Here is a 21,250-nt window from a genome sequence, read left to right on the forward strand (position 1 = left end):
CCTTAATGATATGACGTAAACATTGATATTAGGCGCCATTCAGGTGCCGTATTGAACTGAGCTTAATCTTGGTAAGCTCAATGAGCGATGTGAGTGAGATTAAGTCTAATAAGACAGGTTGGTCTTTGGAGCACGACGGACTCTTCCATTATTGTGTCTATTAAATGTAGCTCATTGTTTCGTCGTTATAAATTAGCACTCTGGCTCCATGTTAGCGACGAAAAAAAAAAAGACCGAGGTCTTTTCTTTTTAGGGGAAGTTGAGGAGAGCTTGCTCAGGCAACTTGAGTTTTCCGATGGTTTACATAAGCAAAAGCACTAGCGACAAGAAGCAAAAATATCTTGGTTCTCTCGATATTCTTTAGTTTGTACGTCCATTAGACCAAGCAGTGAGTCAAACAGATTGTCTTGGGAGAAGCTCTGTTCTTTGCCTGCCTTTCTCAAGCAGGTTTGGTTTATCCCTTTCTGCTCGGCAAAACCATCAGACATCCACACGATCATAGGCACATGGGTTTGCTCTTTCGGTGCCAATGAATAAGGCATGCCATGTAGGTAGACGCCGTTTTCCCCTAAAGATTCACCATGATCGGAAATGTACATCAGCGCCACGTTGTACTTATCAGTGAGTTTCTCTAGCTTTTGAATAGCCTGTGAGAGAAAGAAATCTGTGTACAAGATGGTGTTGTCGTAGGTGTTAACCACTTGCTCTTTGGTGCAGTTTTCAATATCAGCGCGAGCGCAGTCTGGCGTAAACTTCTTATGTTCGTCGGGGTAACGTTCAAAGTAAGTAGGCCCGTGAGACCCCGAAATATGATAGAAAATGATGCTATCTTGCTTGAGTTCTTGAGTATCTTGTTCGAAGTTCTCTAGCATAGCTGTGTCGTAGCATACGTCGTTATTACAGAATGGATCGCTGTCCTTTGCGACGAGCGTCATCTCTTTGATTCGGTGTGCGACCGTCTTGTCTCCCCCATCATGCTCTCGCCAGATAGAGTGAATGCCCGCGCGGTTCATAATGTCGACCACGTTATCTTGGTTGTAGGCTTTGTCGCGATCGTAGTTGCTGCGATTCATGTTCGAGAACATACATGGCACAGAAACCGCGGTGGCTGTTCCGCACGACTGAACATCAGAGAAAAATATCGGGTTGTAAGGCTTGGTATGAGCGTTGGTTTCTCTCTCATAGCCATGATATTGGTAGTTGTACACGCGTGCGGTTTCACCAAGAACAAACACTAATAATGTTGGTTTGGTTGCCGCTTTGGCTTGTGCTGTTTGCTTCGCATCTAACCCTAACTCTTGATAAGGGATGGGCTGTTTTATGTAGGTGTTATTGATATATTTAACCGTTGATGACACATACTCGGTCGGGATGATCATCTTTTTGATGTGCGAATGATTACGACCAATCGATACGTAATCTTTGTAGAAAAGCCCGGCAATAATGGCAATGACGATCAAGGAGGAGAGCAGCCCAATCGATTTCCAGACAAAGAAATCTTTCCAAGATTCTTTTTCAAGTTTGGTGAACAACAGGATGATCGATGGAATACCGCCCATGGCAAGTAACCATAAGATGGAGTGGGTACTTACATAGCTTGCTGCTTCACCACTATTGGTCTCAAACACATTCTCTATCATCCCGTAGTCGACGAATATGCCGTAATTGAACATGCTGTAGCTGACTAAGGTTGAGGTGATCAGTAATAAGATGAAAAACGGTTTGGAGAATATCGGCCAATTAAAGACTTGGAAGATGAAATTAAAAGCAGCAAGGAAGAAGATCGGGATGGATATAAGAAACGCGATACTTTCAGACTTTGATGCCTGAACAATACTAAACAGTTCTAGGGAGAGAGGGATGTTGATGATAAGCAGATAATACACAGCCAACACAAAGGGCAGCTTGTTTATCGACATGTTTAAGCTTGGTAGATTCATAGGTCTTTTTTCCTGCGTATCTTATCTCTTTATTTTAGTCTCGCTACCAAGAAAGCTCTAATATCAACGCATAAAGCTCAAATAAGTAACGGTGAGCGATAAACTGGCAAAAGTGACATGACGCGATAGGTTGTGAAGATACAAAAAATTCACTTTACTGAGTGACCTTCATGACAAGGTGGAACAGCAAAGCGAATTAGTAAATTCAGCTTATTCTATGTGGTTCAATCACATTAGAAGTTGTAAGAACCACCGAAGCTAAGGCTGCTGAATGCTAGTGTTTTGTCTTCTTTCTTAAAGCCGTAGTCGTTTTCAACACTCACTGCGTCTGCTTGTGAAATTAGACGTAGTGTTAGATGTTCGATTGGCGTGTATTCAACACCTAGACCAAAGTGGAAACCTGTACCGCTATCATCATTGTAACCAGCGCTCTTGTTTGCGTTTAGGTCAACAGAGCTTAAACCAGCCAATACGAATGGGCGGATTGTGTTGTCGAATGTGTAACCAAGATTTGCTGACAACGAAATAGACGTCGGAGACAGTTTTGCAGCCCCCTTTTTGTAGTCTGCGTAATCGTTGTAGCCAAGTTCAACACCTACGATACGGTTGAATTGGTAGCCGCCGTATAGGTTGTAGCCCATGCCATCTGAATCTAAATTACCTTGACCATCAGTATCAGAATCTTGGGATACGCCAAGACCGCCACCAATGTAAGCACCGCCGTCAGTACCTGCTGCTAAAGCGGGAAGAGAAACTGCGCTGATTAAACCCAGTGCTAATGCTGATTTTGTTATCTTATTCATCTTCGTTACTCACTCTTTAATGTCATGCCAGTATCAATAACTTTTGTTTTGCGACCTTTCGACCGTTCGTGAGCATTATTCCGTAGTTTTGTACCTATTACTGTATGGCTTTGTAAGTTGAATCGTTACATAGATACAAAAATTCACTTTACTGTGCTGCCTTATCATAGGGCAGAGTAGCAAAGTGTATTTGAGTTATTTACTTACAACGTGGCCGTGAGGAGCACATTAGAAGTTGTATGAACCACCGAAGCTAACACTGTTGAATGCTAGTGTGTGGTCATCGTTTTTGAGAGAACCTTGATAGGAATAGTCATCAACACTCACCGCGTCAGCTTGTGAAATAAGGCGAAGTGTTAAGTGTTCAATCGGCGTGTATTCAACACCGACGCCAAAGTGGAAGCCAGTACCGCTGTCGTCCCCATAGTTTGCCGCTTGGTTCGCGTGTAGGTCAACAGAGCTTAGACCAGCCAACACGAATGGACGAATAGTGTTGTCAAACGTATAACCGATATTCGCTGATGCAGAAATAGAGGTTGGCGAGAGTTTTTCTGCGCCATTTTTGTAATCTGCATAATCGTTGTAGCCAAGCTCTACGCCAACAATACGGTTGAATTGGTAACCACCGTATAGGTTATAACCCATACCATCTGAATCTAAATTACCGTGACCATCTGTATCGGAATCTTGATAGACACTAAGTCCACCACCTACATACGCGCCACCATCTGTGCTTGCTGCAAAAGTTGGAAGTGAAACTAAACCGATTAAGCCGAGTGCTAATACTGATTTTTTCATGATAATACCTTGTTTACTCATCCTGTGATGTAAATCACGGTATCGCTGACGAATGATTTATAAAACCCTCACAAATGAAACCTATTTTTTCATTGATAAAGTGACTATCTGTAGCCCTTGATTTATCAAGAGGTAAGGTCATATTTGTTGGTTATATTCTTTATAAATAAAATTCACATATTGACAAAAGGTTAAATTTGCTAAATAAAACGATGTTTTTTAAGGTTGAAGTGAGAGCGGGTTTACCTAACTAATTGAAAAATAAAACATAACAAACATTGTATTTGTTCTATTGTAGTATTTGTTGCGGTGTTTGTTGAAAGCAAAGCAGTACGCTGATTCTAATCATGACAAGGATGTAGAGACTTGGTTAGTATGTGGTATTGAGGCTCATATTTGTGTTTATCAAACCGCAATGGGGTTGTTGGAACTTGGGTACAAGGTTCAGGTAGTTGGCGACTGTGTTAGCTCGCGAACGGCGCTCAACAAGAATCTGGCAATCTGTCGACTAATGGATGCTGGTATCGAAATCACAGGATTGGAAATGAGCTTATACGAACTGGTAAAGGACTGCCGCGCGCGTGAATTTAAGCTCATTCTATCCTTGATTCGTTAGTCACCGAGAGGCTGTCTATCGCCACCGCCTCGATAAGAATCGAGCGCTACCTTTAAGCGACGCAGTTTATCGCGCGAACGGTTCTTGTGATTGACCGCCATGCCCATCGAAAGCACATCCACTAACGCCAACATAGCGTAGCGAGAAGCCGATGGTTTGTAGATGAAGTCGGTTTCCATATGTTTGATTGGCAACAAGATATCCGCAATTTTTGCCAGCGGTGTGTCTTGTGGGGTAATCGCGATGATCTTAAGTCCGTACTGCTTGGCTAATTCGGCGGTTTCGGTGATCACTGGTGTAAAACCTGTCGCTGAAATCATCACCATCACATCATTGGCATCTGCCGTGGCGGCTACCATACGTGACATCAAGCCGTCGTTGTACGACACCACTGGGTAGCCTAAACGAAACAGTCGATGTTGCAGCTCTTGAGAAGCAATGGTCGAACCGCCACCCATGCCGATAGCAATGATCTGTCTGGCGTTATGTAGCCAGTTCACTGCAGTTTCAACGTCTTGCTCTTTGAACAGAGTTCGGTTGATATCTAGGCTCTGCTTGATTGATTCGTAGATACCTTGATAACCCGTTTGGTCAACAGGTTCGAGGATAAAGCGCTGGCCAACGGTTAGCGTCTGAGCCAACTTAATCTTCATATCACGTACGTTGCTGCAACCGATCGCTTTAGCAAAACGTGTGATGGTGGCTTCACTCACTTGAGCACCTTCGGCTAGCTCTGTGATGCTGGCATTAGCAGCAAAATCAATGTCATCCATGATCAGCTTGGCGACTTTCTTTTCTGCATCACGAAGAGCAGGAAAACGCTCTGTTATCTGTGAAATGATATCTACTTCTAAACTCAAGAATCCTGATCCTTTGTTGATGGGGCTATTTGCTAATACCTAGTCATTGGTCGCTAAAGCTTAGCCCCGTTAGTATATCTTATTGTTTCGTTGATTCTAGCTTATTGAAAAATCGACCTAGAAACAGGTTTCTACCCAGTGTCTTACCTGATGATCATCATCGCTGATGGCAATGTAGCGCCATTTGTCGAAGGTTAAACACGGGTGTGAGGTCGAGAAAGCAATCATGTCGCCCACTTCAATCTCAGAAGAACCATCGGTTTCAACAAAGGTATGTTGATCCATCACCGCAGTAGAGGTTAAGCCTTTCACTGAGATTGCTTCGCCATTGCGATAGCCGCGCTCGGCAATCGGTAAGCCTGCATCGAAGGCCACATCACGCTTACCTAGCCCGATCACCAGTTTGGTTGGCTCCGGACGAGAGATTACATACGCCCATACCTCAAGTGCCGATTCTAAATCACCTCCCAATTCGCACGCGTAACCTTGGTTTACTTGAGCGCGTTGCAACACCTTGCTTTGTGCGTCTAGGTAAATGCCTGTGTCGTGAATGGCATAGCAGCCCGGGCGGATGATCGCCAAGTAATCGGTTAGGTTCGCCAAACATTCTGCAACCACGTCATACCAAGCTGAGCCTGCGCCAGTGATGATAGGTTGCCCTGCAATTAGGCCATCTGATGCCAGGCTTTCGACTGAAGTGAGCGCCTGATTTAAGAAGGTACGAATGTCTTGTTCTGCATTGTCACCGTGAATCACACCCTCATACACCTCAATACCTGCCAGCGAAAGGGCTGGTGTATCTTGGATGAATTGAGCCAGTTCTAGAACTTCTTCCGGTGAACGACAACCACAGCGACCGCCCGGTACACCAAATTCGATCAGTACCTTTAGCGTCTGCTTTGTATTGGCGAAATATTGGTTAAGTTGCTGCACGTTTACTGAAGAATCCACACAACAGTAAAAGTCGACATCAAACTCACTGATCAGCTGTTCAACGATCGCCATGTTGGTTTTGCCCACCAATTGATTAGCCATGATGATGCGTTTTGCACCTGCCATTGCTGCAATTTCTGCTTGTGCAGGTGTCGCAACGGTAATTCCCCAAGCGCCATTTTCTAGCTGTTGGCGGAAAAAAGCAGGTGTCATTGATGTTTTGCCATGTGGCGACAATTTAACCTGATGATGATCGGCGAATGATTGCATCCAATTTAGGTTATTGGTTAAGGCGGATTGCTTGATAACCGCAACTGGGAGCGAAACATCTTCATTAACTAGTCGATAAACACCGTTCTCAGATTGCGATACCGCTCTCCCTTTTTGGCCTTTTTCAGTCAAGACAAAACTATCGTTTTGATACTTTATAACATCTTTATGTGCAGGGTTATGTTTCATTGCTGATTCCTAACATGATTTAAGTTGTTGTTATTTAATGTTTTAGTATATCCACAATCTTTTTTGTGGTAGAAACTATCACACAAATTAAGATATTATGTGTGTTTTGTCACTGAAAATAATCGGCTGAATTTCTAATATAGCTCCATCAACACAGTGGATTGAGAGAGTGAAAATGTTGTTCGATACGATAATTAAAAATGTAGAGGTGTTTGATGGCACCGGCGAACAATCGTTTTGTGCCGATGTAGCAATCCGAGATGGAAAAATCGCCGAAATTGGTCAAATCGATCATGAAGATTGTGGCCAATTGGTTGAGGGAGCAGGCTTAGCATTGGCTCCTGGTTTTATCGATGTACACACACATGACGATACCAATGTAATTCGTTACCCAGACTGCCTGCCTAAGATCAGCCAAGGTGTCACAACCGTGATTGTTGGTAACTGTGGTATCAGCGCATCACCAACCGTTTTGGCTGGTGATCCACCTGACCCAATGAATCTTTTAGGCGCACAAGCTGACTTTAAATACCCAACTTTTGCCGCGTATGCACAAGCGGTAGAGCAAGTTCAACCGGCGGTAAACGTCGCAGCATTAGTCGGCCATACCACATTGCGTAACCAAGTGATGGACGACCTGCAACGAACTGCAAGCGAAGACGAAATCGCAGCGATGCAAACCAACCTTGATTTGGCGATGGCGCAAGGCGCATTAGGTTTGAGCTCGGGTTTGGCTTACGCCAGCGCGAAACAAGCGAATGCCAACGAAGTGATGCAGTTAGCGAAAGTGCTTTCTAGTCACGGCGGCATCTATACCACGCATATGCGTACTGAATTTGAAGAGATCTTAAGCGCGATGGAAGAGGCGTTTGAGACAGGACAATACGCGAAAGTGCCTGTTGTTATCTCTCACCTTAAATGTGCAGGTGCGGGCAACTGGGGCAGAACTGTTGAAGTTCTTGATTTGATGGACAAGGTTTCTGAGCACCAAGATGTGTCTTGCGACTGCTACCCATACTCAGCGAGCTCTTCGACATTAGATTTGAAACAAGTGACCGACGATTTCGACATCTTCATCACTTGGTCTGAAGCAAAACCAGAACACGCAGGCAAAACGCTGAAGCAGATTGCTGATGAAATGAATCTTCCCCTGATGGACGCAGCAAAAGCGCTTCAACCAGCGGGCGCGGTTTATCACTGCATGGATGAGAACGATGTAAAGCGCGTATTGAAATACAAACTGACCATGGTCGGTTCAGACGGTTTACCTAATGACCCGCATCCACACCCAAGATTGTGGGGCACCTTCCCGAAAGTGCTAGGTCACTATTGCCGAGACGAAAAACTGTTCTCGTTGCCAGAAGCGATTCACAAGATGACCGGAATGTCGGCTCAGCGTTACAACTTAGCGGGCCGAGGCGAAGTTCGCTGTGGTGCCTTTGCCGATTTAGTTTTATTTGATCCAAAGAATATTAAAGACACAGCAACATTTGAAAATCCTATTTCAGTTGCTGAAGGAATAGAAAGTGTATTTGTAAATGGTGAGTTAACTTACCAGCAAGGAAAAGTAAGAAATAATCGTTCAGGCGTTTTTATTTACCGAAAATAGAATTTAATTACTTATTAAATTCAGGTAATTATAAAAACGGCGAATCAATTTAAATATATTGGAATAGAAACTGTTTTATCTATAAACCCAATATTATCTATAAATAAGTGGAGTTAAAAAATGACTATTAAACGTTACGGTGTTGAAGGCGGTACAGGTACAGGCGGACAACATTTACCATTTGCACGTGCAACTGAAGCAGGTGGTTTCCTATACGTTTCTGGCCAGACACCGATGACAGATGGTGAAGTGGTTGAGGGTGGCATTGTTGATCAGTCTCGCCTAGCGATCCAAAACTGTGTCGATATCATGACTGAAGCGGGCTACGGCCTAGAAGACGTAATGCACGTAAAGGTTGTGCTAACGGATTCTCGTTACTTCCAATCTTTTAATAAGGTATTCAAAGAGTTTTTCGGTGCTAACCCACCGGCCCGTATCTGCATGGTTTGCGACTTAGTTGTAGACGTGAAGGTTGAAGTAGATGTGACTTGCTACCGCGCCGATCGCGGATAGTAATAACCTAATCACAATTACCTACTTAGAGAGTATTAGGGGTTAGTCATCCCTGTTATTATCCTTTAATACTCTCACCCTACATTTATAAAAATTACTTTAATTAAAAAAGATAAAATCAATAAAGTAATTATATGAAATATAAAATGAATGAATCATAAATAAAGTTCAGGAATGAATTCAATATTTCACTGAGAGGTGTCAAATGAACAGCACACTTTTTCTTACAGGCTTCGGCGTGTACGTATTATTTTTAATTTGGTTAGGCTGGTTTGTCTCGCGTAATCAAAAATCTGGCGAAGATTTCTTATTAGGTGGCCGTGGCCTACCTATGTTCTTAGTACTTGGCACAACTGTAGCGACGATGGTCGGTACGGGTTCAAGTATGGGTGCGGTTGGCTTCGGCTACGCAAATGGCTGGGCAGGTGCTCTGTACGGCATTGGCGGTGCGATAGGCATCCTATTACTTGCACTTTGGTTTGCTCCGGTTCGTAAATTGAACTTCATGACCATGAGTGAAGAACTGGCTTACTATGTTGGCGCTAACCGCATCGTGAAAAACGTTGTAGGTGTACTGATCTTTGTCGCTTCAATTGGTTGGTTAGGCGCCCACATTCTAGGTGGCGGCATGTACTTAGCGTGGATTGCAGACATCGACCTCAATCTAGCGAAAATCATTATTGCTGCGGCATTCACTATTTACGTGGTGATCGGTGGTTACACAGCGGTTGTGTGGACCGATACCATTCAAGCGATCATTCTTTTTGCTGGCTTCATTTTGATGGCGGTAATGTCAGTTGATTACATCGGCGGCATGGATAACCTTTACGCTGCGATGGACCCTGCTGCTACGAGCTTTTTAGCAATCGATAAACTGGGCCTTCTGCCTGCTGTTTCTCTGGCTGTGGTTATTGGTGTGGGTGTTCTTGCGACGCCTTCATTCCGTCAACGTATCTACTCGGGTAAAGACGTATCAACCGTTCGTCGCTCATTTGTTGCATCGGGTGTGTTGTACCTTTTCTTCTCAATCATCCCTGCAATCATTGGTATGGCAGCGCATGCTATTGACCCAACATTGGATAATGCGAACTACTCGTTCCCTTATGTTGCTGCAACGGTTCTTCCGGTTGGCGTTGGCATGATTGTTCTTATCGCAGGTCTTTCTGCAACCATGTCGAGCGCAAGTTCAGATGCGATAGCAGGTGTTTCTATCCTACTTCGTGATGTTTACGTGATGTTCACTGGCCGCGTACCAAACAAAGAGTCAATGGTAAACTACTCTCGCTTGGCACTGATTGTGGTGATTGGTTTTGCACTGTTGTTCGCACTAACGTCAAACGACATCATTGGCTACATCACAAAAATGATTTCAACCGTAATGTCGGGCATGTTTGTGTGCGGTATGTTGGGTCGATTCTGGAAACGTTACAACTGGCAGGGTGCTCTTGCTACGCTAGCGGGTGCATCTGTGGCTTCATTTGTCGTCATGCTAAACGCAGACTACACGGCTTTCTGGGGCAACCCTGTGATTCCTTCTTGTCTAGTGGCTCTAACGGCAGGTGTGCTGGTAAGCCTATGTACTCCGGCAAACCAAGTGACACCTGAAATGGCGAAAGCAATTCTTGATGACGAGCGCGCTCTGATGGAAATGGAATTGTCAGACTCAGGTGTGCTTGAAGAAGACGCGTCTTCTCAACGTCCTGCTAATCAAACAAGCTAATCTAAAACGCTCCACAGCTAGTTAGTACAACAAGCTGTGGAGTGGTTTAGCTAGCTCAGGCTCTGCTTCTCGGTAGAGCCTTCTTCCCCATTTATCTCTCTATTTTAGGATCTGCTATGCCTGCATCTTCTAACTTCAATATTGCTTTTTTTGGCGAGTGCATGGTCGAAATTAGCGGCTCTCCATTAACCAAAAAATTCGGCGGTGACACGCTCAATACCGCGCTTTACCTTTCTCGCTTAACCCAACATCAAAACCTCTCTGTGCACTACGCGACAGGTCTTGGTTGCGATGAACTGTCTCAAAATATGATTGATAGCTGGCAGCTCGAAGGTATCCAAACCAATTTCATTGAGCGCATCCCAAACAAGCTTCCTGGGCTCTACATGGTCGAAACCGACGAGACAGGAGAGCGACACTTTCACTACTGGCGCAACGACGCGGCCGCAAAATCTTACTTTCAAATCGATAACTTAAACAGGCAAGCCGACAACCTGAATAAGCTTGAAATCGCTCTAACAGAGAAGCAAGTCGACGCGGTTTACATCAGCGGTATAAGTATCGCGATCTTGGATGACGCCTCTCGCGAGCGTTTATTCAAAGCCATTAGCGTGTTCTCAAACCAAGGCGGCAAGGTGGTTTTTGATAACAACTATCGCCCGCAACTTTGGAGCACCGAACAAGCTCAACATTGGTACGCCAAGTTACTGCCGCTGGTGGACATCGCCTTGATTACCGAAGACGACGATCTGCTTGTCTGGGGGAACTCAGAGAGCGTTCAACAACGCTGCCTTCGTTTGGGGTGCCAAGAGATCGTCATCAAACGTGGCTGCGAGCCATGCAAGATTGTTCAAGCTGAACAGGGCAACATTGTTGAGAATTATGTTTCAGCGACGCGTGTTTCTAACGTGGTCGACACCTGCGCGGCGGGCGATTCATTCGCCGCGGGTTATTTAGCTGCGCGTCTTACTGGCGAGAGCGCCACCGACGCAGCCGAACTTGGCCACCAACTGGCTTCCATCGTTATTCAATACTCTGGCGCAATCATCCCGTGAGCGCTATGAGCCAACTGATTAAAAAATAAAATAAAAAGCGGAATTATTATGTCTCAAGAAATGATCAACAAACTTAAGCAATTCAAAGTTATCCCTGTTATCCAAATCAACAAGGTTGAACACGCGATTCCACTGGCAAAAGTGTTGGTAGAAAATGGCCTACCAGTTGCTGAAGTCACATTCCGCACTGAAGCGGCAGCAGACGCGATTCGTGCGATGCGCGATGCGTATCCAGAAATGTGTATCGGTGCTGGCACAGTATTAACGCCAGCGCAGATCGACCTTGCGAAAGAGTCGGGCAGCGAATTCATCGTAGCTCCGGGTCTGAACCCAAACACCGTAAAACGCTGCCAAGAAATCGGCATGCCAATCGTTCCGGGCGTAAATAACCCAAGCCAAGTAGAGCAAGCGCTAGAGCTTGGCCTTAACTTCTTGAAGTTCTTCCCTGCAGAAGCGTCTGGCGGCATCAACATGGTGAAATCTCTGTTAGCGCCATACGTTGATGTGTCTTTAATGCCAACGGGAGGTATCGGCAAGCACAACGTGAATGACTACCTAGCCGTGGATCGCGTGGTGTGCTGTGGCGGTACTTGGATGGTATCTCCGAAGATGATCGAGAATGAACAGTGGGACGAGATCGCGGCATTGGTTCGTGAAGCAGTCGCTCTTGTGGACTAACGAGAAGCGTTTGGAATAAAGATAAACAACAGCAGTGGTTGATGGTTCTGTTTTGTGAATTGCCTCCGATAAACAAAACAGAACCATATTTATATAGGAAAACTAATAATGAAAAAAACTATATTATCCCTATTGATTTCAGGTTCAGTAGTGTCCCCAATGGCGTTAGCAATGGCTCCAAATTCCGATCTAAATTTAATGCCGTACCCACAAACGGTCGAGCTGCAAGCTGGGCAAGTGAAAGTAGATGGTAATTTTAAAGTTTACATCAAAGGCTTTAATTCTGATCGCGTTGAGTACACGGCGAAACGCTTTATTGATCGCCTTGAGCGTCAGACAGGTGTGCCGATTCTAAATTGGCAGGTTGATAGTGCAGATCAAGCGAACCTGATCATAGATATCGACGCAGCACCAAAGTCTGAAATACAAAATATCGACTCTGTAGAGTCCTACAAGATTACCACTCAGGGTGAACAAATCACGCTGAGCTCTCCAAGCCCATACGGCACGATTCACGGCATCGAAACCCTTTTACAGCTCGTTGAAACCACAGCGACTGGCTACCATATTCCTGCCGTAACCATTGTCGATGAGCCTCGCTTTCGCTGGCGTGGTGTTTCTTACGATACTTCACGTCACTTCATTGAATTCGATGTGCTGATTCGTCAGTTAGATGCGATGGCGTCGGCGAAGATGAACGTATTCCATTGGCACTTCTGGGACGACCAAGGTATCCGCATTCAAACCGAATCTTGGCCGCGTTTATGGTCTGAAACCGCTGATGGTAATTACTACACCAAAGACCAAGTTCGCTACTTAGTTGAATACGCGCGTAATCTTGGTATTCGTGTGATTCCTGAGGTCTCTCTTCCGGGTCACTCTTCTGCGGTTGCTCACGCTTACCCGCGTTTGATGTCGGGCGGTGAAGGGCAAAACTACGAGCAAGAAAGAGGGTGGGGCGTGTTTGAACCACTGATGGATCCACTTAACCCTGAAGTCTATGAGATGCTTGGTGATGTGTTTGATGAAGTGACCGAGCTGTTCCCTGATGAGTACTTCCACATTGGTGGCGATGAGCCGAATTATGCACAGTGGAAAAACAGCGAAAAGCACCAACAGTTCATTGAAGAAAACAATATCGATGGCGAGCGTGGTCTGCAGTCTTACCTCAATGTAAAAGTTGAGAAGATGCTCGAAGAGTGCGGTAAGAAGATGACCGGTTGGGATGAGATTTGGCATAAAGACCTGCCGACTTCGATCGTGATTCAAAGCTGGCAAGGGCACGATAGCATTGGTCGTGCGGCGAAAGAGGGCTACCCAGGTATTCTTTCTACGGGTTATTACCTAGATCAACCTCAGCCGACGAACTACCACTATCGCAATGACCCAATGCCAACGGGCATCACGGTTGACGATAAGCTGCACAGTGGCGAAAAGTTCGTGACGTACCAATGGCAGAAGCCACGTTCAAAAGGCGGCCCACGTAAGGGAACACTGACTATTATTGAAGCGAAAGACGGCACTTTCCGCGCATTCAGTGATTACAACGGCAAGTCTCGCGAAGAGATCTTCATCCTTGATTATGTGCCGGGTAAAACCTTTGTTGGCCACTTCGATAACTTCATGTCGTACACCGAATTCAACCTAAACCTGAATCCAAAGGGTTTTGCAGAAGGCAGTTACCAATTGGTCGGTAATGTGCGTTGGCCAACCACAGGTGAAGTGATTGCGAGCAGCGATGTTGAAGGCAGCGTGATCCCTGAGCCAAATGGTGGTTACCCTGCAGAATTAACCGACAAAGAAAAAGAGCTTATCTTGGGCGGCGAGATCACCATGTGGCTAGAGAACAAAGACAGCCTCACGGTCGAAAACTACCTATGGCCACGCAGCTATGCGATTGCAGAGCGCTTCTGGTCTGATGCGGAATTGACGGACGAACGCAGCATGTACAAGCGTATGAAAGCGATGGATACATGGTCTGAAGTGTCGGTTGGGCTGCGTCACCATGCGGATGCTGATATGTTGTTAAAACGCATTGCCAAAGGCCAAGATATTCACGACCTGCGCGTGCTTGCCAAGTACACTGAGCCAGCACAATATTATGCACGTAACTGGGAAAAGTGGAATTCGACTGAACCTAAGGGCACTTTATACAGCCAATACGAGCGTCTAAATCGCTTTGTTGATGCACTGCCAGTCGAAAGCTACGCCGTGTATGAGATGCAAGATTTGGTCAACGAAGTCGCGACGGGTAATCAACAAGCGCTTGAGCAACTTGCCCAGCATTATCAACAAGCAAAAGCGGCTGCACTCGCTGCTGAGACTGTCTTCGCAGGTAATGTGTCTTCGGTAGAGACTGTGATTGTCGCAGAGAAAACCGCGGAAGTCGCAGACTTGGCGTTAACCTTGATTGCTAAAGCACAAGCGGATGAAAAAGTTAGAGCATCAGATGCAAATGCTTACCAAGCGATATTGTCTGAAGCAGCGAAAATCTATGATGAATCGATCATCGCGATTGTTCGCCCTACAGAGTTACTGTTGAAGCAGCTAGCTGAGTAAGTCGTTAACGGATTAGCGAATAAGTCACACGCCAATAAGTGAATCAAAACCGCCCTCTGTGGGCGGCTTTTTAGTTTTAGCTTCTCAATTGGGTGTTATTTCTCGCCCAATATAAGCGACTACTCACTAACACTACTCTGTAGCGTTAACGTTAATGTCAGGTAGAAGCTTCCAAGACCAAACTTTTGGTGTCGTCAGTTGGTTCGTGGCCAAATAACGACGAGTTAAGCTTTGCAGTAAACGCGTGCTTCTCGTGGTGTATAAATACCAAAAGTCACGGCTGCTAGTAAACCATTCACGAATGTCTCTTGAACTTCAACTTTAGCAACGTTGTCGATACCGTTACATACTTTAGCTGCATCAATTTGCTTTTTCTGCGCTAGACCGTTAATGAAAAAGTGGTGTGACTTTTCAGTTGTTGGTGCTGTTGCTTCGCTCTCTTGAGGGGCCATTACGAAAGTTTGTTGAGCGCAACCTGTTGCTACTAGCGATAGTGCCGCGATGATCATTAATTTTTTCATGTGTTTCTCCAGAGATAAAATTCAGCTCACGTTAGTAAGGGTGAACGAGTGTTGTTGGTTTTGAAGGGGGATATCTAGCCTCCTTCGGTTGATGTTGAGCATTATTCCAGAGATGATTGGTCGTTACTGTATGGGTTTGTCAGTCGAATCGTTACACAGTGGAAAGGCTATAGTGAATACGGCGCCTTTTAAAGTATTGCTTTGTGCGACTTGTACTGTTGCACCGTGTTGAACACAGATCTTCTTGACGATAGAAAGCCCTAGACCATGGCCACTCTTGGCTTTGTTACGCGCTTTATCTCCAACATAAAAAGGTTCGAATAGGCGAGAACGGTGCTCTTTTGCTACGCCGTCACCGTCGTCATGCACGGCGATTTGTAGCATATCGTGGTGCACGCTTGCTTCTATCGAAATTTGTGAGCGTGCGAATTTCATCGCGTTACGTACTAGGTTATCTAACGCGCGATTGAGCAGCGTATCATCTGCTAATATCAAATGAGGTTGTTCTGGTAGTGATAGATCAATACTAAACTCAGTCTCTTTGTTCCAACGGCTCATTGCGTGATCGAGAAAGTCTCTTATCTCTAATGGCTGTAGTAAGTTATCTAGATCACAACTGTCGAGTTTTGCGTAATATAGTAGCTCATCGACCATTTTTTCCATCTCTTCTGTGTCTTCAACAATGCTCTCGATAGTATCTTGCTGCCCCTCGTTGAGTAGCGTGTCTTTGAGCATTTCAGCCTGCCATTGAATTCTGAATATTGGAGTTCGCAGTTCATGAGCTACCGCATTGGTAAGTGAACGATTACTCTCGATTAAGCTATGGATTCGGTCGGCCATCAGATTAAAGGATTTATTCAGAGTTCCAATTGCACTGCCGCCTGATGTTTCAGCTCGCGAAGAGAGGTCGCCTTCAGAGAAGCGTAATGTGGCATTTTCAAGCTTCTTAACTCTGCGGAAAATAATCAACAGATGACCCAGGCCATATACGATGAAGCTCGCGATAAAGAATACCCAAATGAGGTCATCTTCGAGCTCTATTTTTTGTCGAACGAGCGTGTCGTCGTTGGGCAGGTAATGATAGATGTTTTTACTGTTAGCTAAGCGAAACCATAACTCCCGATAGTCGTCGTGAAAAATAAATACGTTGGGGTTAGCAGTAAAGAACTCAGAAACTGGAGTCGGTACTTCATCATTCGATTTGAATGTGACGAGGGTATAGCGGGAGGTGTCAACAAACTGATTTATGGCTTGATGAGCGGCTTCGAGGCCCTGATTATTCGCTATGTTTTCTAGGAGCTGTTGGTGGGCCGTTGCTTCGTAATCTTGCAATATATATTCATAGTCGGTATTGAGCTGATAGACACAAATTTCGTAGGCGAGAAGACCAACAATAAAGCAAGTTAACAGCCCTAGTAGGGACTCCAAATAGATACGTCGCATAATCGCTCTCTTTCATTGCGCCCTTACTGAGCGCGGTTAATGCCAGGCGGTCGAAACAAATAAGTAGCCTTTCCCGCGAATGGTCTGAATTTTTTCTGCTGGTGTTTTGTCATCGCCAAGTATCTTACGTAAACGCACCACTTTGTTGTCAATCGTTCGGTCGATCCCGTCGTACTCGATCCCACGCAGCGTTTGAGTTAAATAATCACGTGACAGTGGAGTATCAGGGTTGGATGCTAACAGCCAAAGTAGGTCAAATTCACTGTCTGTCAGTGATAAAACTACATCTGAAAGCTCGCACTTTTTATAGGTGTTTTTCAGCGTAAGTTGACCAAACTGAAGGCTACTTGAATCATCAACCAGAGGTGTATTGGTTTCTTGACGGCGTAATAGCGAGCGGACCCTTGCCAGTAGAACTCTTGGTTTGATTGGCTTGGTGACATAGTCATCAGCACCTGTCTCTAAACCTGCAACGTGATCAAAATCATCATCGCTGGCGGTGAGCATTAAGATTCTACCTTTGAAGTGTGTACGTGTCTGTCGGCAGATTGTAAGCCCATCGGTTACAGGAAGCATTAAATCCAACAGCACGATATCAGGTTGGTCGTCAAGGATGGTTTGCACTGCATCACTGCCATCGTCTAACGCGGTGACCTCAAAGTCTTGTGCTACAAAGTAATCCTTTAGCATTTGCTGAAGTTTTAAATCGTCTTCAACGATGATCATTTTAGGTTTTGTCATTCCGTTATCAGCCTTGTTGTGCGTTTAATTTTTTGAAATTACGTGAGTGCGTTTAATTTTGGCAGCTCCTACTGTTGCATATTCATCACAAATGCGTCACGAAGAAATTCCTGATGTGAATGATTAAACACTTTCCATGCTAGTTCAATGCCGATTTCTTATTTAATCGAAAAATAAAAAACAACGTTCAAAAAAATCTACATTCTATTACATTCGCACGACAGATAATTTAATTGTTAACTAATAGAATTTCTCCAATCAAAATTTTGGGGAATAATGGTATGAAGTACTATCGAAATACGTTGCTAGCGTTACCTTTGGCTCTCTTGGCTGGCTGTAATGCAAGTTCAAACACGGGACAATCAACCACCATTTCGCAAAAGGAACCGAAGGCTGACTACGTATTTTCTTCAACTAAACTTGGTGAATTGTATCAAGAGAGGCAAGAGCTCCAAGAAGAGGCTATGAAGCTCTCTTACGATGGTATTTTGTATGAAAAAATTCAGTTTGCTGAAGACATTAGTGATAAGCAAAAAGTGATTAGGCTTTTGGATGGCTTAGGTCAAAGTGTTGATCTGTACTTTCCTGAAGCTGGGTTTGATAGTTGTGGTATTTATACAGAGAGCAAGGGCTTGGATCTATTTGATTGTGATGCAGCACAACGCTTTACTTCTAGTGATACTACGTCAATAAAAGCAATGACGAAGGATAAAAAAGTCTCCGTTAATCTTGAATACCAAAACGAGTTGTCGCAATACGTGACGAGCCTAGGTTCGACGATTCTGAGTAAATCCAAAAATGGTAATAAAGTCACCATTACCACATCGTTTGCCTTCAACGCTTTTTACCGCGATGTGCTCAACGAGACTGGCGCTGTTGAACGGATTACTTCCACTCTAGGCGCATCAACCTATTCTCAGCTTTTTGATATCGTGAAGTTATACCGAGGCAGTGAGATGACGTTGAAGTTCACCAACCATATTGGCGGTAGTGCTGATGACGAAATCAACATGTACACCGGGCGTATGATCAATAACAACAAGATGACGACGGTTGTGACTCCAACGGGTTCGGTTTTTTCGGGTGGTACGGATCTATTTGCTGCTGGCAACCCACGCATATTGCAACGCGCTGATACTACCAAGGTCATTGAACTGAATAAACAGGTGGGTGTGCATAGTTGGGCTGAAGGGAATAAAACGGCCAAAGAATTCCCATACACCAATGAGAGTCATCGTCAGCAAGCGACCTATTTTAAAAAGGCGATGGGAGAAAAAGGGATAGACTTCTATATCTTCACTTTAGATTCTGCCCCGGCTTCCGGTGAACACTGGATGACCAAAGCAGACTCTGATAAGTACGGTTTTATTACTCGTATTGAGTAGTCAAAGAAAGTAACAATAACGACTCCGCAAAGGTTGGTGATGGCTCTGTCATTATCGGCCTTTTTTTGTTCATGTCTTGATTCGTTACTTTGTTGAGTGCAGATTTCCTAGTCTTAAATTTCAGTATTAAGACTCATTGATACTACCTTTCAACTTCCCCCAAAAAAGTGTCTACACGTATTCCTACTGATTTATTTTTTGCTCTTCCTAAGCAAAACTTTTGACCCGTAACCATCACACCTCAAATCTTTAATGATTTTATTTAGTGGTCTAAATGATATTTAACGTATTGTTTTAAAATGACTTATTTGATTTTGAATGGCGTGTTGTTACAAGATTGTTTTAAATAATCATTTGAACCCTAACTAAATTTCTGTCATTTTATATTTAACTGAACGTTCAATATAAAATAAAAGGACTAAGAAATGCCCAAGGTTGGGATGCCTGATATACGTAAACCACAGCTTGTTCAAGCCACCATGACGGTGATTGAACGAGTGGGTTTGCATGCCGCGAGTATTGCGTTGATCAGCAAAGAAGCGGGAGTCTCCACTGGCATTATTAATCACTATTTTGGTGGAAAGCATGGGCTGCTCGAAGAGACCATGCGAGAAATACTGCGCCAACTTTCGAATACCGTAACAACAGAATTAAAAGCGCTCCCTGCTGATGCTCACCAGCAAAGGATCAACGCTATCATCAACGGTAATTTCGAAGGCTATCAAGCGGAAAATAAAGTGTCGAAAACATGGCTCGCATTCTGGTCTTATTCGATGCATGACGCTCAACTCAAGCGCCTTCAGCGCGTAAATGAAAAGCGTTTGATTTCTCACTTACTTATTGAATTAAAATCGATTTTTCAACCTGATCAAGCGGAATTGATCGCACACGGCATCGCATCATTAATTGATGGCATCTGGCTGAGAGGGACGCTCAATCCTGAAGGCATTAACGCCGACAAAGCTCGTGCAATCATCAATGACTACTTAGACAAGCAGCTTACGTTTTACTCGTGTCAGCGCGATCAATGAGTCATCAAAAATTCTAGTGAGTGAGCTCAAAAGGCTCGCTCTCAACAACGATATGCATTCACAAATACATAGACCGATAGAGTCTAACAACAATAATTAAGTCAGAAGATCAAATGGAAATGAACTCGTTATACATCGATGGTAAAGCGGTTGACGCTACCTCAGGCGAAACTTTCGTCAGCATTAACCCTGCAAACGGCGAACCTATCGCAACGCTTGGCCAAGCTTCTTCAGCTGACGTCGAAAATGCGATTGAATCGGCGAAGCGCGGGTTTGCGGTATGGTCAGCAATGACAGCCGTAGAACGCAGCCGCATTTTTTTAAAGGCGGTAGAGATACTTAGAGCTCGAAATAATGACCTTGCGAACCTTGAGGTTGTCGATACGGGCAAGCCATTACAAGAAGCGATCGAAGTCGATGTGGCTTCTGGCGCCGACGTTATTGAGTATTTCGCAGGGCTAGCACCTACGCTGCAAGGCGATCAACAGCCTCTTAGTGAATCTCAATTTTTCTACACACGCCGTGAACCGCTAGGTATCTGTGCGGGCATTGGCGCGTGGAATTACCCTATCCAAATCGCAATGTGGAAATCGGCTCCAGCACTCGCTGCGGGTAACGCGATGATCTTCAAGCCTTCAGAAGAAACGCCGCTAACGGCGCTCAAGCTTGCTGAGATCTTTACTGAAGCAGGTCTTCCTGATGGCGTGTTTAACGTAGTTCAGGGCGATTACCGTGTCGGCCAAATGCTCACGGCTCACCCCGACATCGCTAAAGTGTCTTTCACAGGTGAAACTGGTACGGGCAAAGCGGTAATGTCAGACAGTGCTAAAACACTCAAGTCTGTAACGATGGAGCTCGGCGGTAAATCACCAATGATCATCTTTGATGATGCGAAATTGGACGATGCGGTGTCGGCTTCAATGGTCGCTAATTTCTACACCCAAGGTGAAGTGTGTACTAACGGTACTCGTGTTTATGTACACGAAAATATCTACGACGCATTTATCGACCAACTTAAAACACGCACTGAGAAGCTGATCATTGGTAACCCGATGGATATGGAGACTCAGATCGGCGCGTTGATTTCTAAAGAACACCTTTCAAAAGTCCTTGAAGCAATTGAACTGGCTAAACAGTCGGGTGCAACTCTGCTGACTGGCGGTTATCAAGTGACGGACAACGGCTTAGCAAACGGCAACTTTGTTATTCCTACGGTATTCACAGATTGTCATGACGACATGCCTCACGTTCAGCAAGAGATCTTCGGCCCTGTAATGTCAATGTTGAAGTTTACGGACGAAGACGATGTGATTCGTCGTGCTAACGATACTAAGTACGGCCTTGCTGCTGGCGTATTCACGCAAAACCTTTCTCGCGCTCACCGTGTTATTCATCAAATGCAGGCGGGTATTTGTTGGGTTAATACATGGGGTGACTCACCTGCAGAAATGCCTGTTGGTGGCTACAAACTTTCAGGGGTTGGCCGTGAAAACGGGCCAGAGACTCTACTCCACTATACGCAGACTAAGAGCATTCTTATTGAACTTGGCGACTACGCCAGCCCTTATGCCTAACGCGTAACACTC

General features: G+C 44.8%; 16 protein-coding genes and 2 pseudogenes. 10 read left to right on the forward strand and 8 right to left on the reverse strand.

The window, feature by feature from the left end:
* Nucleotides 1–317: 317 nt before the first annotated feature.
* The 3 genes from AB6C75_RS01455 to AB6C75_RS01465 form a co-directional block, all read right to left on the reverse strand.
* Nucleotides 318–1,940, reverse strand: a complete 1,623-nt coding sequence (locus tag AB6C75_RS01455) for a phosphoethanolamine transferase (protein WP_372106531.1) — start codon at nucleotides 1,938–1,940, stop codon at nucleotides 318–320.
* 233 nt (nucleotides 1,941–2,173) lie between these two features.
* Nucleotides 2,174–2,743, reverse strand: coding sequence for a porin family protein (locus AB6C75_RS01460; RefSeq protein ID WP_372099059.1), 570 nt, complete (start codon nucleotides 2,741–2,743; stop codon nucleotides 2,174–2,176).
* A 228-nt stretch (nucleotides 2,744–2,971) separates the two neighbouring features.
* Nucleotides 2,972–3,541, reverse strand: coding sequence for a porin family protein (locus AB6C75_RS01465; protein WP_371701267.1), 570 nt, complete (start codon nucleotides 3,539–3,541; stop codon nucleotides 2,972–2,974).
* Nucleotides 3,542–3,890: 349 nt separating this feature from the next.
* Between AB6C75_RS01465 and AB6C75_RS01470 the strand changes: the two are divergent.
* Nucleotides 3,891–4,157: pseudogene (locus AB6C75_RS01470) on the forward strand (isochorismatase family protein); the annotation flags it as partial.
* On the opposite strand, the gene AB6C75_RS01475 reads toward AB6C75_RS01470, so the two are convergent.
* Nucleotides 4,154–5,017, reverse strand: coding sequence for a MurR/RpiR family transcriptional regulator (locus AB6C75_RS01475; RefSeq protein WP_102276996.1), 864 nt, complete (start codon nucleotides 5,015–5,017; stop codon nucleotides 4,154–4,156). The pseudogene AB6C75_RS01470 and the gene AB6C75_RS01475 sit on opposite strands and share 4 nt — an antisense overlap.
* 117 nt (nucleotides 5,018–5,134) lie before the next feature.
* A complete protein-coding gene (locus AB6C75_RS01480) occupies nucleotides 5,135–6,409 on the reverse strand; it encodes an amino acid deaminase (RefSeq protein ID WP_372106534.1) in 1,275 nt (424 codons plus the stop codon).
* A 175-nt stretch (nucleotides 6,410–6,584) separates the two neighbouring features.
* Between AB6C75_RS01480 and AB6C75_RS01485 the strand changes: the two genes are divergently transcribed.
* The 6 genes and pseudogenes from AB6C75_RS01485 (at nucleotide 6,585) to AB6C75_RS01510 (ending at nucleotide 14,543) form a co-directional block, all read left to right on the forward strand.
* Nucleotides 6,585–8,018 carry an amidohydrolase family protein gene (locus AB6C75_RS01485; protein ID WP_372106536.1) on the forward strand — a complete coding sequence of 478 codons (1,434 nt, stop codon included), beginning with the start codon at nucleotides 6,585–6,587 and terminating at the stop codon, nucleotides 8,016–8,018.
* Between the two features lie 120 nt (nucleotides 8,019–8,138).
* A complete protein-coding gene (locus tag AB6C75_RS01490; protein ID WP_004732497.1) occupies nucleotides 8,139–8,531 on the forward strand; it encodes a RidA family protein in 393 nt (130 codons plus the stop codon).
* Nucleotides 8,532–8,736: 205 nt separating this feature from the next.
* On the forward strand, nucleotides 8,737–10,251 hold the full coding sequence (locus tag AB6C75_RS01495; protein ID WP_065607418.1) for a sodium:solute symporter family protein: 1,515 nt from the start codon (nucleotides 8,737–8,739) through the stop codon (nucleotides 10,249–10,251).
* Between the two features lie 116 nt (nucleotides 10,252–10,367).
* Nucleotides 10,368–11,335: pseudogene (locus tag AB6C75_RS01500) on the forward strand (sugar kinase).
* Between the two features lie 19 nt (nucleotides 11,336–11,354).
* A complete protein-coding gene (locus AB6C75_RS01505) occupies nucleotides 11,355–11,984 on the forward strand; it encodes a bifunctional 4-hydroxy-2-oxoglutarate aldolase/2-dehydro-3-deoxy-phosphogluconate aldolase (RefSeq protein WP_017097220.1) in 630 nt (209 codons plus the stop codon).
* 108 nt (nucleotides 11,985–12,092) lie between these two features.
* A complete protein-coding gene (locus AB6C75_RS01510) occupies nucleotides 12,093–14,543 on the forward strand; it encodes a family 20 glycosylhydrolase (protein ID WP_372106539.1) in 2,451 nt (816 codons plus the stop codon).
* Nucleotides 14,544–14,767: 224 nt separating this feature from the next.
* Here AB6C75_RS01510 and AB6C75_RS01515 read toward each other — a convergent pair whose 3' ends face one another.
* From AB6C75_RS01515 to AB6C75_RS01525, 3 genes are all read right to left on the reverse strand, one after another.
* Nucleotides 14,768–15,064, reverse strand: coding sequence for a Bor family protein (locus tag AB6C75_RS01515; protein ID WP_017097222.1), 297 nt, complete (start codon nucleotides 15,062–15,064; stop codon nucleotides 14,768–14,770).
* A gap of 123 nt (nucleotides 15,065–15,187) precedes the next feature.
* Entirely contained in the window at nucleotides 15,188–16,507 is a 1,320-nt protein-coding gene (locus AB6C75_RS01520; protein ID WP_372106541.1) for an ATP-binding protein, read from the reverse strand.
* Between the two features lie 36 nt (nucleotides 16,508–16,543).
* Nucleotides 16,544–17,248, reverse strand: coding sequence for a response regulator (locus AB6C75_RS01525; RefSeq protein WP_372106543.1), 705 nt, complete (start codon nucleotides 17,246–17,248; stop codon nucleotides 16,544–16,546).
* Between the two features lie 281 nt (nucleotides 17,249–17,529).
* Here AB6C75_RS01525 and AB6C75_RS01530 point away from each other — a divergent pair, with 281 nt between their 5' ends.
* The 3 genes from AB6C75_RS01530 (at nucleotide 17,530) to betB (ending at nucleotide 21,238) form a co-directional block, all read left to right on the forward strand.
* Entirely contained in the window at nucleotides 17,530–18,633 is a 1,104-nt protein-coding gene (locus AB6C75_RS01530; RefSeq protein ID WP_372106545.1) for an alpha/beta hydrolase, read from the forward strand.
* Between the two features lie 425 nt (nucleotides 18,634–19,058).
* Nucleotides 19,059–19,664 carry a transcriptional regulator BetI gene (gene betI, locus AB6C75_RS01535; protein WP_372106547.1) on the forward strand — a complete coding sequence of 202 codons (606 nt, stop codon included), beginning with the start codon at nucleotides 19,059–19,061 and terminating at the stop codon, nucleotides 19,662–19,664.
* Between the two features lie 113 nt (nucleotides 19,665–19,777).
* On the forward strand, nucleotides 19,778–21,238 hold the full coding sequence (gene betB, locus AB6C75_RS01540) for a betaine-aldehyde dehydrogenase (RefSeq protein ID WP_372106549.1): 1,461 nt from the start codon (nucleotides 19,778–19,780) through the stop codon (nucleotides 21,236–21,238).
* Nucleotides 21,239–21,250 lie beyond the last annotated feature (12 nt).

It is taken from the genome of Vibrio sp. 10N.237.312.B06, from assembly GCF_041464685.1.
GTDB lineage: Bacteria > Pseudomonadota > Gammaproteobacteria > Enterobacterales > Vibrionaceae > Vibrio > Vibrio tasmaniensis_A.